The 13849-nt window shown below is 58.1% G+C and carries 11 protein-coding genes; 8 read left to right on the plus strand and 3 right to left on the minus strand.

The window, feature by feature from the left end; genetic code table 11:
• The first annotated feature begins 347 nt into the window (after positions 1-347).
• The 3 genes from pyrG to KO088_RS04645 all read left to right on the plus strand — a co-directional run bounded on the left by pyrG (position 348) and on the right by KO088_RS04645 (position 5901).
• Positions 348-1970 (plus strand): CTP synthase, encoded by a 1623-nt coding sequence (pyrG, locus tag KO088_RS04635; RefSeq protein ID WP_215493815.1) that lies wholly within the window; start codon positions 348-350, stop codon positions 1968-1970.
• Between the two features lie 70 nt (positions 1971-2040).
• Positions 2041-3894 carry a membrane protein insertase YidC gene (gene yidC, locus KO088_RS04640; RefSeq protein ID WP_215493773.1) on the plus strand — a complete coding sequence of 618 codons (1854 nt, stop codon included), beginning with the start codon at positions 2041-2043 and terminating at the stop codon, positions 3892-3894.
• Positions 3895-4017: 123 nt separating this feature from the next.
• A complete protein-coding gene (locus KO088_RS04645; protein WP_215493774.1) occupies positions 4018-5901 on the plus strand; it encodes an amidophosphoribosyltransferase in 1884 nt (627 codons plus the stop codon).
• Positions 5902-6008: 107 nt separating this feature from the next.
• On the opposite strand, the gene KO088_RS04650 is transcribed toward KO088_RS04645, so the two are convergent.
• From KO088_RS04650 to KO088_RS04660, 3 genes are all read right to left on the minus strand, one after another.
• Complete coding sequence (locus tag KO088_RS04650; RefSeq protein ID WP_215493775.1) at positions 6009-6470, minus strand: MarR family winged helix-turn-helix transcriptional regulator; 462 nt, start codon at positions 6468-6470, stop codon at positions 6009-6011.
• Positions 6471-6574: 104 nt separating this feature from the next.
• Positions 6575-7003, minus strand: a complete 429-nt coding sequence (locus tag KO088_RS04655) for a DoxX family protein (RefSeq protein ID WP_231724902.1) — start codon at positions 7001-7003, stop codon at positions 6575-6577.
• Positions 7000-7419, minus strand: coding sequence for an organic hydroperoxide resistance protein (locus tag KO088_RS04660; RefSeq protein WP_215493776.1), 420 nt, complete (start codon positions 7417-7419; stop codon positions 7000-7002). The genes KO088_RS04655 and KO088_RS04660 overlap by 4 nt, the downstream gene beginning before the upstream one ends.
• Before the next feature lie 1099 nt (positions 7420-8518).
• Between KO088_RS04660 and KO088_RS04665 the strand changes: the two genes are divergently transcribed.
• From KO088_RS04665 to KO088_RS04685, 5 genes are read left to right on the plus strand one after another with little or no spacing between them, the layout of a single operon-like run.
• The gene (locus KO088_RS04665) at positions 8519-8914 is read left to right on the plus strand and encodes an HU family DNA-binding protein (RefSeq protein WP_009432149.1); all 396 of its coding nucleotides are present in this window, start codon (positions 8519-8521) and stop codon (positions 8912-8914) included.
• A gap of 22 nt (positions 8915-8936) precedes the next feature.
• The gene (locus KO088_RS04670) at positions 8937-10307 is read left to right on the plus strand and encodes a TolC family protein (protein WP_215493777.1); all 1371 of its coding nucleotides are present in this window, start codon (positions 8937-8939) and stop codon (positions 10305-10307) included.
• A 4-nt stretch (positions 10308-10311) separates the two neighbouring features.
• Positions 10312-11349: an HlyD family secretion protein gene (locus KO088_RS04675; RefSeq protein WP_215493778.1), complete on the plus strand. Its 1038-nt coding sequence runs from the start codon at positions 10312-10314 to the stop codon at positions 11347-11349.
• Position 11350: 1 nt separating this feature from the next.
• Entirely contained in the window at positions 11351-12523 is a 1173-nt protein-coding gene (locus KO088_RS04680; protein ID WP_215493779.1) for an ABC transporter permease, read from the plus strand.
• 7 nt (positions 12524-12530) lie between these two features.
• Positions 12531-13715 (plus strand): ABC transporter permease, encoded by a 1185-nt coding sequence (locus tag KO088_RS04685; protein ID WP_215493780.1) that lies wholly within the window; start codon positions 12531-12533, stop codon positions 13713-13715.
• The last annotated feature ends 134 nt before the right edge of the window (positions 13716-13849 follow it).

Raw genomic sequence — 13849 nt, forward strand, 5'->3', positions numbered from 1 at the left:
GTCTGAGTGCAAACAACTACTCATTCACACCCCATACCAATAGTCCTTTGCACTTCATCACCTTCTATAGAGAAGAGGAAGTACCCAGAGAAGCCCTCTCTTCCCTGCAGAAGACGGAGCTACGAAAGGCCAGCATCTCGAAGTTTTCTCTATCGTGGTAGGCAGGGGTAGTAATAGACGTCGGAGAAATTTGCAGCACACACTACGCGGGAAGGAGCAAAGCGGGTAAAAAGCGTATCTTTGCAGGGTAACTTGGGTGGAGTACTTATCAGCTCGTCCCTACCCCCTGCAAGGCAAGGGGCGTGTGGCCATCGCTGGAGTACGCTTCATCCGATATATAATAGCGCATAGTGGAAACAAAGTACATCTTCGTCACGGGGGGCGTCGTCTCTTCCTTAGGCAAGGGGATCGTAGCAGCCTCTCTTGGCAAGCTCCTACAGGCACGTGGCTACAGCGTCACGATACAGAAGTTCGACCCCTACATCAACATTGACCCAGGCACCCTCAATCCCTACGAGCACGGCGAATGCTATGTCACCGATGACGGGCACGAAGCCGACCTGGACCTCGGACACTATGAGCGCTTCCTCGACATAGCGACCTCACGAGCCAACAACATCACTACCGGGCGTATCTACCAAAACGTCATCCGCAAGGAGCGTAAGGGTGACTACCTCGGCAAGACCGTACAGGTCATCCCCCACATCACCGACGAGATCAAGCGCAACGTCAAGCTCCTTGGCCTCAAGAAGCAGTACGACTTCGTCATCACCGAGATCGGTGGTACCGTCGGCGATATCGAATCCCTCCCCTTCCTCGAAAGCGTACGACAGCTCAAGTGGGAGCTCGGGCAGAACTGCCTGTGCGTCCACCTGACCTACGTCCCCTATATCGCTGCGGCTGGTGAAGTGAAGACCAAGCCCACCCAGCACTCCGTCAAGCAGCTCCAGGAGGTCGGTATCCAGCCCGATATCCTCGTCCTGCGTACTGAGCACACACTCAGCAGCGACATCCTCCGCAAGGTCGCACTCTTCTGTAATGTCTCAGCAGAGTCCGTCGTGCAGAGCGTCGACGTCCCCACCATCTATCAGGTACCCTTGGCACTCGGCGAGCAGCATCTCGATGAGATCGTGCTCAAGAAGAGCGGCATCACGCCTGAGGCTAAGCCTGAGCTGAAGGAGTGGAAGAAGTTCCTCGCCCTGCGCGAAGAAGCTAAGGACGTCGTCACCATCGCCCTCATCGGTAAGTACGTCGAGCTGCAGGATGCCTACAAGTCCATCGACGAAGCGCTCCTGCAGTCTGCTACCTACAGTGGCCGCAAGCTCCGCCTCATCTCCGTACACAGCGAGAAGGTCTCTGAGGAGAATGTAGCCGAACTGCTGGGGGATGTTGATGGTGTCGTCGTAGCTCCTGGCTTCGGCTCCCGCGGTGTTGATGGGAAGTTCGTCGCCCTGCGCTATACCCGTGAGCACGGCATCCCCACGCTGGGTATCTGCCTCGGTATGCAGTGTATGGTCATCGAGTTCGCCCGCAACGTCTTGGGATGGAGCGATGCCCACACCACGGAGATTGACCCCACGACCACACACAAGGTCGTCGACCTCATGGAAGAGCAGAAGAGCATCTCCGACCTCGGAGGCTCGATGCGTCTCGGGGGCTACGACTGCGTGCTGCGCCCTGGGTCGAAGATCGCTGCCGCCTATGGCTCGGACTTCATCCGTGAGCGTCACCGCCACCGCTTTGAGTTCAACAGCCAGTATCGCGAGGCTTACGAAGCAGCTGGCATGATTTGTGCAGGGGAAAACCCTGACACGGGGCTCGTCGAGACGGTAGAGCTCAGCGGACATCCTTGGTATGTCGGCGTGCAGTATCACCCCGAGTACCGCAGCACGGTACTCCACCCCAGCCCGCTCTTCCTCGCCTTCGTGAAGGAAGCGATCAAGCACGGTGGCGAGCGCCATCAGGCCTAAGAGCCCCCCGCGACTGTATCACATCGCCTCCAGCGCCCCACTGGCGCGTGTGGAGGCATAGTATAGATTAATGGATAAGAATACACTCATCGGAGCCCTACTCATCGGGGCCGTACTCATCGGGTTCACCTGGTTCAGCAAGCCCGACCCGACTCAGCAGACACCGCCACCAGCGGATACCACCCACGTCGTAGCTCAGCAGCCCGCTGCCCCACAGGCCACGGCTGACACCGCCGCCCTCGACAGCACGGGTGCCCCCATCCTCGCCCCTTACCAGCAGGCTAAGGAAGAGAAGGTCATCGTACTGAAGAACGAGAAGCTCGCTCTCTCCATCTCCACCCGTGGTGGTGCCCCTGTCGAAGCCGTACTCGCAGACTACCTCGACCAGTCGAAGAAGCCCGTACATCTCTTCCGTAAGGGCGACACGCGTCTGGACCTCCCCCTACGCACGCTCGACAACCGTATGGTGAGCACGGCTGATGCCAACTTCGACATCATCGAAGCTACCGACTCCACTGCTACCCTGCGTATGCAGCTCGACGAGTCAGCTTACCTCGACTACGTATATAAGCTCCGTAGCTCCGACTACCGCGTGGACTTCACCATCCGCGGTCACGAGCTTCGTCACTTCCTCCCCGTGAACATTGCGCTGCAGGATATCGAGTGGCGTCAGCGCATCCCCCAGCAGGAGCAGTCCTGGAAGTTCGAGGGTCAGTATAGCGGTATCTACTACCACTACCCTCAGGGCGATGTAGACCGCCTCGAGACGACCAGCGAAGCCAACGAAGATATCCAAGAGACGCTGCGCTGGGTGGCCTTCAAGGACAAGTACTTCAGCTCCGTGCTGATCGCTTCGGCTACGGGCTTCAAGGATAATAAGCTCACCCTCAAGACCGAGGGCGAAGGTAGCGGCTACGTCCGCTCTGGCGACTTCAAGGGGACCTTCCCCATCTCGGTCAAGGAGACGGAGACCGTCGTGCCCTTTATGTTCTTCTTCGGCCCCAACGACTACGACCTTCTGAAGGGCTATGACGAAGGTGTCGACAAGGCAAACGCCCTGCACCTCGACCACCTCGTCTACCTCGGCATGAGCGTCTTCCGCTGGATCAACCAGTATCTGATCATCCCCGTAGTGACCTTCCTCTCTGGCTTCCTGTCGAACTGGGGTATCATCATCCTCTTGATGACGCTCTTCATCAAGATGCTTCTCTGGCCCTTCACCTACAAGAGCTACATGTCGCAGGCGAAGATGCGTGTGCTGCGCCCTCAGATCGAAGCCATCAACGCTAAGTACCCCGGCAAGGAGCAGGATCAGATGATGAAGCGTCAGACCGAGACGATGAATCTCTATCGCTCGGCTGGTGCCAGCCCGATGAGCGGCTGTCTGCCCATGCTGCTGCAGATGCCCTTCCTCATCGCACTGTACATGTACTTCCCTACCTCCATCCTACTGCGCGGACAGGGCTTCCTCTGGGCTGACGACCTCTCTACCTATGACGCGGTCATCTCGTGGCATGCGAACATCCCCCTCATCTCGTCCTTCCTGGGCAACCACCTGAGCCTCTTCTGCGTGCTGATGACGGTGACGAACATCCTCTACACGCGCTACACGATGAATCAGAGCCCCTCGGGCGAAGGTATGGCCGGTATGAAGACCATGCCCTATATCATGGCGATCATGTTCTTCTTCATGTTCAACCAGAACGCCTCGGGTCTTAGCTACTACTACTTCGTCTCTACGCTCATCACCATCCTGCAGTACTTCGCCTTCCGCTGGACGCTCAACGAGGACAAGCTCCTCCGCCAGCTCGAAGAGAACAAGAAGAAGCCCCGCAAGAAGTCTAAGTGGATGCAGCGCCTCGAGGAAGCTCAGCGCCTCCAGCAGGAGCAGCAGCGCAAAGCCCAGAAGCAAGGCAAGCGCTAACCCTCCGCACCCTCCTATGCACAAATAGATAAGTCAAAGATGCGCATACTCCCCGCTGCGGGAGGCATGCGCATCTTTACTTCTTTCCTCTATACCGACTCCATAGATTTATCCCTTCACTCAATGGAACCCCTCAAGCACGAATGTGGCGTGGCGATGATCCGCCTGCGTAAGCCCCTCGCCTACTACCAAGAGAAGTATGGCACCTGGATGTATGGCCTCAATAAGCTCTATCTCCTCATGGAGAAGCAGCACAACCGCGGTCAGGAAGGTGCTGGGCTCGCTGTCGTCAAGCTCCACGCGGCTCCTGGTGACGAATATCTCTTCCGCGAGCGCGCCGAAGGTGCCTCCGCCATCCAAGAGATCTTCAACTCCGTCTACGCCTCCTTCGCTGATGTCCCCGCAGAGAAGCTCGCTGATGCAGCCTATGCCGAGCGCTACCTGCCCTTCGCTGGCTCCTGCCTCATGGGACACCTGCGCTATAGCACGACGGGCAAGAGTGGCCTGACCTACGTGCACCCCATGATTCGCCGCAGCAACTGGCGCGCCAAGTGCCTCTCCATCTGCGGTAACTTCAACCTGACGAACGTCACCGACGTCTTCGAAGCCATTGCCTCCGTCGGCCAGCATCCCCGCCACGTCTCCGATATGCATATCCTCCTGGAGCAGCTCGGGCACCGCCTCGACCGCGAGGTCGAGCGTCTCTTCAAAGAGAGCCGTACCCACGGCCTCACAGGCATGGACATCACGCACTACATCGAGGAGCGCATCGACCTGGCGAACGTCCTGCGCCAGTGTGCCCCCCTCTGGGACGGGGGCTTCGTCATGTGCGGTGAGACGGGTAGCGGCGAGACCTACGCCATGCGCGACCCCCACGGCATCCGTCCAGCCTTCTACTATATCGACGATGAAGTCGTCGTCTTGGCCTCCGAGCGCCCCGTCATCCAGACGGTGATGAACGTCCCCGCCGAGCAGATCACCGAGCTTCGCCCAGGGCAAGCTATCCTCGTCAACCGCGCTGCCGAGGTCCGCACCGAGCAGATCATCCAGCCTAAGCGGGATCAGGCTTGTAGCTTCGAGCGCATCTACTTCTCCCGAGGTAGTGACGTCGACATCTACCGCGAGCGTAAGGCTCTCGGTGAGCAGCTCACGCCCGCTATCCTCTGTGCTATCGGTGGTGACCTACGCCACTCCGTCTTCTCCTTCATCCCCAACACCGCCGAAGTCGCGTACTATGGTATGATCGAGGGTATGGACAAGTACCTCACAGAGGAGAAGCTCCGACAGATCAAGAGCACGCCTTCGCCCTCCGACGAAGCGCTACGTGAGATCCTCTCCGCACGCGTCCGCACCGAGAAGGTCGCTATCAAGGACATCAAGCTCCGCACCTTCATCTCCGAGGGTAAGAGCCGCAATGAGCTCGCAGCGCACGTCTACGACATCACCTACGGCACCGTAGAGCGTGGCGTGGACAACCTCGTCGTCATTGACGACAGCATCGTGCGTGGGACGACCCTTCGCCAGAGTATCATCGGTATCCTCGACCGCCTGGGCCCGAAGAAGATCGTCATCGTCTCGAGCTGCCCACAGGTCCGCTACCCCGACTACTACGGCATCGACATGAGTAAGATGAAGGAGTTCATCGCCTTCCGTGCCGCCATCGCCCTCATCGAAGAGCGAGGCATGCAGCACCTCCTCGAGGAGCAGTATCAGAAGGCGCGTGAGCTGGAGAGCGTCTCGCACAATGAGCACGTGGAGAATGTCGTCAAGGCGATCTACGCTCCCTTCTCGCCCGAAGAGATCTCCCGCAAGATGGTCGAGCTCCTTCGTCCCGTAGACACCAAGGCCGAGGTCGAGCTGGTCTTCCAGAGTCTGGAGGGTCTGCATACAGCGATCCCTGGGCACCCTGGTGACTGGTACTTCAGCGGCAACTACCCCACCGCTGGCGGCTCGCACCTGGTGAACAAGGCTTTCATCGACTACATCGAGCAGGACTACCGCAAGTAAGCGCCCCCCGCTCCACCCCATACCTCATACAAAGCACCCCGCCCCACACCACGAGCCATCAGGCTTACGGTGTGGGGCGGGGTGCTTTATCCCTATTGAGAAGAGAGCTATACTCCTGCGGTCTGAGTGAGAGTCTCCAAGCGTGAGATCAGATGATCGAGTTGCTCACGGAGTGCCGATAGTTCGCCCTCGGCACAGCCTGCATCTCGCAGCTTGCAGGAGAAGAGCGAGGGGATATCTTCTGCCTCCTCACGCAAGGCCTTCGCCTGAGGGGTAAGACAGAGGATCACCTGCCGACTATCGACCGTACCACGCGTACGCGTGACGAAGCCCGCCGCCTCGAGACGCTTCAGCAGAGGCGTGAGCGTATTCGTATTCAGCCCCAGACGATCTACGATGTGACTGAGGGGCACCCCGTCATGATCCCACAGGACGAGCAAGACCAGATACTGCGGATAGGTCAGCCCCAGACGGTCAAGATAAGGCTGGTAGAGGCGTGTGATCAGCCGGACGACCGTATAGAAGCGGAAGCACAGCTGATCCTCCAGAAGGAGTGAAGGTGAGGACATACGATGTATATATCTTCGAAGAACGCGCACCCCATAGGCACCGAGGGAGGCTACTCCTTCGGCACCTATGGGCTACGCCGTAGATTAGAGTTGAGAGATAGGGCTTAGCACTTAGAGCGCTGGCATAGTGCCTTGAGCGCCCCAGTGGACCACAGAGCCCAGAGGACCAGCAGTGGCTGGAAGAAGAGGCGCACCAAGCGCTTCGCATCCGTATCGAGCCCAAAGGCGCTGATCCCCTCCGTGTACTGATGGATGTTGCCAGGGAAGATCGCCACGAAGAAGATCGCTACGACCAGCCCGACCCACACGCGCTGACGATAGAGAGCTACGAGGGAGAGCCCTAAGAGCATCTCCACGACACCCGAGGCCAGCACGACGAAGTCCTTGCTCATCGTGAGCCAGTCGGGCACCTGCGCCACAAAGTCCGCACGGCGGAAGGTCATGTGGCTGATCCCCGCATAGAGGAGGAAGAGCCCGAGGAGGATACGAAAGGCGTGCTGCGTCTTGCTCGTCGGGAGCGTAGCGGGCATCATACGAGCTCGAGGGTTACGTCGATATTGCCGCGCGTCGCATTGGAGTAGGGGCATACCTGATGGGCACGCTCCATAGCCTGCTGTGCTGCCTCACGATCGATACCATCGACCTCGACACGGAGCTTGACAGCGAGGCCGAAGCCTCCTTCACCATTCTCGCCGAGGCTGACCTCTGCGGTGACAGCCGTCTTCGCACGGAGCTTGCTCTGGCGCAGGACGAGCCCAAGGGCGCTATCGAAGCAGGCGGCATAGCCAGCTGCAAAGAGTTGCTCGGGGTTGGTACCACCGCCCTGACCACCGAGTTCCTTGGGCGAGCGAAGCTGTACATCGAGTACACCATCATTACTTACTGCGTGGCCTTCGCGGCGGCCACCTTCGACACGAGCCGAAGTCGTGTACAAAACCTTGATTGACATAGCTGAATCTATTTAATGTAAAGTACTACTGGGAGTAAGAGCATCAGGGTGCTCCTTAGAGCTACTTAGCGAGAAAGCAAGAGGTATCGAGCAGCTTAATAAGACCGCCCCGCTCATTAGAGTCGATTCCTTTCTTGTAGCTGATGATCTGTTTCCACTCCAAAGGTAATACAAATCTTACATACATCGCACACGATATAATCAACTCGAAGGGTAAAGCCTGCGAGAATAGCCTACCCTACTCGCCTTCGTCTCACCACTGATCTCCCACGTTCAAGCCACCCAACAGCCCTATTCAGAGCATTATCTCCCACCCAACTGAGTCGCGTCCACCTAAGCCGCGCAGTCCCTTCCTATACAGCTTCACCCCTCACACACGCTGAGAAAAAGCGCCATCGCAATAGTCAAATAATAGACTTCGTATAGTGCATTTCCCTTATCTACGTAGGTAGATTTATCATCCACGCGCGTAAACTCTAATATCCACGTGCGTAGATTTTAGATCTAGGCACGTAGATAGAAGTAATGCTATACTCGTCCGTGGCTTTACCTCTATGCCGTGGAAGCTTTTCCTTCGGTAGCGTGGAACTTTCCCTGTATAGGGATGCCCTCGCAAATCAATGAAGACACAAGAGACTCCCGCCCCAATGGCGGTAGCTTTCCCCAGCTAATGAGACTCCGACGACGGCACAGGCGAAGGCACTCCATACCCTCTTCTCGGAGGTATGACACCGAAGCTCCAAGAGGAGACACAGCACAATTCCGGCAATTCTTCACCGAGTCATTTGGCAAATCTTTGATTTTCAATCTACACTATCACACAGCGCATTAAGTATCAAAAAGGAAAATCCTGAGTAGTAGTCACGGCAAATCTTCCACGCTTCATCAAGGGGTGGAAGGCTCATTTATAAGAGCTGAGCATCGCCCATCCTCGGAGGGAGGAGCTGGTAGGCAAGGGAAAAGACGAGAGAAAAGCGGGGAAAAGCAATGAATATTTGGTTGATAACATTTTGTTACCCACCTTTGCATCGCAAATCACCTATGTAAGGTAATTCCATTTACCACACATAGGTCACTCCTAAAAACGATAAGAAATATGATGACTCTTGAGATAAAGAGTAAGGTATCTAAGCAGGGCCTTCGCGCCGGCAAGACGCTTTACTACGCCTACCCCACGAAGCGTGAGAAGCTAAGCATCGACCAAGTGATGGAGCAGATCAGCAGTATTTGCTCGCTCTCCCGCATCGATGTGGAGTCCGCTCTGCGTGCCTTCGCCGAGGTCGTATGTACGAGCTTCGAGCAAGGCGTCGGCGTCGACCTCGGAGAGATGGGTACACTGATGCCCTTCGTCCAAGGCAAGCTGATGAACACCCCCGAGGAGGTCACCGAAGCGACCCTCCAGCCTGCGAAGATCATCATGCACCCGAAGAAGAATATCCGCCAAGCGCTCGGCCGCATCACCTGCCAGATCAAGCGCGAGCCCTCCCAAGACTAAGTAAGAATAAGAAATAGCTATAATGGATCTACGTTTATCAGTACGCACCAAGCGTATAGCCCTCCTTCTCACAGGGCTCGTGGCCAGCACGTCGCTGCTCTCTGCCCAAGAGAAGCTCACCCTCGACGAGTGCCGCGAAATGGCCAAGACCCACAGCCGGGTGCTCCAGCAGAAGGACGCCGAGCGCGAAGCTGCCCACGCCCGCAAGCAAGAGGTCTTCACGAAGTTCTTCCCTCAGGTGACGGCTCGCGGAGCCTACCTGCATATGCAGAAGGAATTCCACCTCATCGACTGGGACAAGCCACTGGGCTCCTTCAACTTCCTCATCCCCGATCGTCTGCGTCACCTCGGCACCGTCGACCTGCGCAACGTATGGGTAGCCAACGTCACCGCCATCCAGCCCATCTACCTCGGTGGTAAGATCACCACGGGCTATCAGATGGCCTCGCTCGCCGAGCAGCTCCAGGACAACCTCCGTGAGACAGCTGCCACGGAGATCGAGACGAAGGTCGATGAGACCTATTGGCAGATCATCTCCCTCGACAGCAAGTCCCGCCTACTTGACCAGCTCGTGACCCTACTGACGCAGACCGTGCGCGACGTAGATGCCTCCATCGCAGCTGGTGTAGCGACGAAGGCCGACGGCCTCTCCGTCCGCACGAAGCTCAGCGAAGCCGAGGTCAAGCGCAGTCAGGTACAGAATGGTCTCGAGCTCTCGAAGATGCTCTTGGCTGACCTCTGCGGTTTGGAGTCCTCTGCCGAGATCCATCTGGCAGACGAAGGACAGATCGAGCTTGCCCTCCCTGCTCCTACTGAGCGCCTGCAGGCAGAGGACCTTCCCGCCGCCGTCGAGCGCCGCAGCGAAGTGCGCTCCCTGCGTATGGTCGACACCATCTATAGCAAGCGCGTGCGTATGGAGACAGCAGAGCTCCTGCCTAAGGTCTACGGCTTCGCCAGCTATTCGGCTACGAACCCCAATAGCTTTAATGGTCCGAAGAAGGAATTTGGCGGACAGTATTACCTCGGCGCGATGCTTCAGGTACCCATCTCCGACCTCTTCTCAGGCTCCTTCCGCCGTCGTCAGGCTAAGGCCGAGCACCGCGTCAAGCAGCTCGAGCTCGCCGAAGCCCGCAGTAAGATCACCCTGCAGATGAAGCAGGCACTCCGCACAGCTGACGATGCTCGCCGTGCCTACCAGACGGCTCTCAAGGCTGTCGAGATGGCGCGTGAGAACATGCGCTACGCCGAAGTCGGCTACAAGGAAGGCGTCATCCCCCTGCTCAACTATACTATGGCGCAGACCGCCTGGATGAGCGCACAAGACAGCCTCATCGACGCGCAGATCCGCGTCCTCCTCTCCGAAAGCAAACTGAAGAATATCCTTGCCCTATAAAACAATGAGTACACAACCCACCCAGCAGCCCACGCAGAACGAGGCTGCCAACACATCGTCCAAGAAAAGTATCATCTTCGGAGTCGGTATCGTCGTCGTAGCTATGGTCCTCTTAGCCCTCTCTGGCTTCATCTTCTTCGGTGAGAAGGAGGATATCATCACCGGCCAAGTAGAGGTCGATGAAGTACGCATCGCGGGCAAGGTCCCAGGTCGTATCACTGAGTTCCTCGTCAGCGAAGGCCAGAGCGTACATCGTGGCGACACCCTTGTACGCATCTATTCGCCCGAAGTCCTCGCTAAGCTCGAGCAGGCTCAGGCCGCTAAGTCTGCTGCCGAAGCCCAGAGCCAGAAGGCACAGGCTGGCGCTCGTAAGGAGCAGAAGGAAGGTGCCTACGAGATGTGGCAGAAGGCTAAGGCTGGTCTCGAGGTCGCAGAGAAGAGCTTCGAGCGCGTCGAGCGCCTCTACAAGGAAGGCGTCCTCCCCGCACAGAAGTACGACGAAGCCACCGCTCAGCTCAACGCAATGCGCGCTACCGAACGTGCTGCTCGCAGCCAGTACGATATGGCGATGAACGGCGCTCAGCGTGAGGACAAGTGGGCTGCTCAGGCCCTCGTCGAGCGCGCTGCAGGTGCTATCACCGAGGTCGACGCTTACCTCAAGGAGGGTGCGCTCATCGCTCCCGTCGACGGTATCATCTCCGAGATCTACCCTCATCAGGGCGAGCTCGTCGGTACGGGCGCTCCTATTATGAGCATCTCCGACTACCGCGCCGTGCGTGTCCTCTTCGCCGTGCGCGAAGACAAGCTCGCCGGCCTGCGTCAGGGTAGTAAGCTCCACGGCACCATCCCAGCCCTCGGCGGTAAGAAGATCGAGCTGACTGTCTCGAAGATGAAGGACATGGGGAGCTACGCTACGTGGAAGGCTACGAAGCCTCGCGACCAGCACGACCTGCGCACCTTCGAAGTAACTGCTCAGCCCACCCAGCCTGTCGAAGGTCTGCTGGCGGGTATGACGATCGTACTGGACAAGGGTCAGCTCTAAGATGTCAACCCCCAAGACAGGTCTGGGTGCCGTACTGAGGCGCGAACTCCGCTACCTCACGACGCGCCCTATCTACCTCTTCGCCATCTTCGGGGCACCGCTCTTGGTCACCCTCATGCTCCTCTACATGATGGGCGGAGGACTCCCGACCAATATGCCCGTAGCGGTCGTGGACGAAGACCATACCCCTACCTCGCGTGCCCTCACACGTAGCCTCGACGCCTTCCAGAGCTCTGAGGTAGCCCTCGAGGCTGCCTCGATGCCCGAGGCACTCGAAGCGATGCGCCGTGGGGAGGTCTATGCGATCTTCCACATCCCCTCCGGCCTACAGGCAGGTGCGGGATCGGCACGTCAGCCCAAGCTCCACTATTATACCAATAGCGCCTACCTGATGGCAGGGAGCTTCACCTTCCGAGATATGAAGATGCTCTCCGAGCTTGCTTCGGCCAAGGTCGGCCTTCAGACCGGCCAAGCCAAGGGTAAGACGATGGAAGAGATCATGGCTACCGTGCAGCCCATCGTCGTGCGCAATGAGGTGATGAGTAATCCTTGGCTGAACTATTCGGCCTACCTCACCACGACGATCCTCCCTGGTATCCTGCAGCTGATGATCCTACTCCTCACCTCGTACAGCATTGGTCTCGAGATCAAGCGCGGTACGGCGAGCGAATGGCTTCGTCTGGCTAAGGGCTCGATGAGCCGTGCGCTCATCGGCAAGCTTCTTCCGCAGACCATCCTCTTCGTCCTCTCGGGCTGGATCATCCAGGGCATCCTCTACGGCTGGATGGGCTATCCCCTGCAGTCGGGCTGGGCACCGATGGCGCTTGCCATGGTCTTCCTCGTGCTGGCAGCTCAGGCTCTCGGTATCTTCTTCATCTCGCTGATCCCCGTGCTCCGCATGGGTATGAGCCTCGGTAGCCTCCTCGGGATGCTGTCCTTCTCGATCTCGGGGATGAGTATCCCTGTGAGCTCGATGATCGCACCGATGCAGACGCTGGCCTATATCTTCCCCCTGCGCTACTACTTCCGCATAGGGATCAATCAGGCGCTCATCGGGGCACCCTTCGCTGACTCGCTCCCCCAATATATCGGGCTACTCGCCTTCATATTCCTGCCGCTCATTATGCTACCTCGCTTGAGGAAGTACCTCCTGAATGTCGGCTATATCGCTTGATGCTTCTATGAATATCATCCGATCTCTCAGACTCCGCATAAGTGACCTCTGGCAGGTCTGCCTCAGGGAGTTCCGTCATATCTTCGCCGACAGCGGGGCTATCCTCTTCTTCCTCGTCGTCCCCTTCGCCTATCCCTTCCTCTACTCCGCCCTCTATGGGAGCGAAGTCGTGCGAGAGACACCACTGGTCGTCATCGACAAGAGCCATACGGCACACTCACGCGAGTTCATTCGCCGTGTCGATGCTTCGCCTGATGTACGCGTGGTGGCGCATGTCGCAGGGGAGTCAGAGGCCTACCGCCTCATCGGGGAGGAGCGTGCCTACGGCATCTTGATTATCCCCGAGGACTTCGACCGAATGCTGATGAGCGGGCGCCAAGCGCACGTCGACCTGCATGCAACCTTCGTCTCCGCACTCTACTATAAGGCCTTCTCTCTGGCGACGACCGAGGTAGCGCTGACGATGGGGCGCGAAATCGAAGCGGAGCGCCACCACGGTCCCTCCAGCGAAGCCACACGCATCTCCGTTCGCCCTATCGAGAGCGAATGGGTCGTACCCTACAACCCGCAAGGGGGCTTCCAAGGCTTCCTCCTGCCTGGGGTGCTGGTGCTCATCATCCAGCAGACGCTCCTCATCGGCATCGCGATGATGTCGGGTACGCAGCGTGAGCGTGGCGGGCTGAGCACACCTGTGCAGTACGTCGGTGGGCACTACGTCAGCGTGATGCGCCTCCTCATAGGTCGTGCGATCTGCTACTTCACCCTCTACTCGGTGACGTCGCTCTTCACGCTGGTCGTCGCACCCTGGCTCTTCGGCCTGCCACAGCTGACGGACTTCACGACCTATGTGCTGCTCTTCCTGCCGATGATTCTGGCGATGATCTTCTTCTCTCTCGGCTGCAGTCTCCTGACACGCCACCGTGAGAAGGCGATGATCCTCTGGGTCTTCACCTCGGTGCCCTTCCTCTTCCTCACGGGGCTGTCGTGGCCTCTGTCGGCTATCCCTGGGCCACTGCGTGCGCTGGGCTATCTCATCCCCTCGACGCCAGGCGTCCAAGCCTTCGTCGCCGTGAGCAGTATGGGCGCGCAGCTCTCCGACATCCTACCGCAGTACATCACGCTGTGGGTACAGGCTCTGGTCTACTTCCTGATCACGTCCTTCGCCTACGCTCGCGTGCTGCGCCGCTCGTAGCTCACAGCTCAGCTGTATCAAATATGCGAGGCCCGAAGCATCTCTGCTTCGGGCCTCGTACGTTTGATGCCAGCAAGATAAAACTATTTGCGCTCAAGCATCATACGGTAGTACCACTTCGGAGTCCATCCCTT

Source organism: Porphyromonas bobii (assembly GCF_943169685.1).
GTDB classification, from domain to species: Bacteria; Bacteroidota; Bacteroidia; order Bacteroidales; family Porphyromonadaceae; genus Porphyromonas; species Porphyromonas pasteri.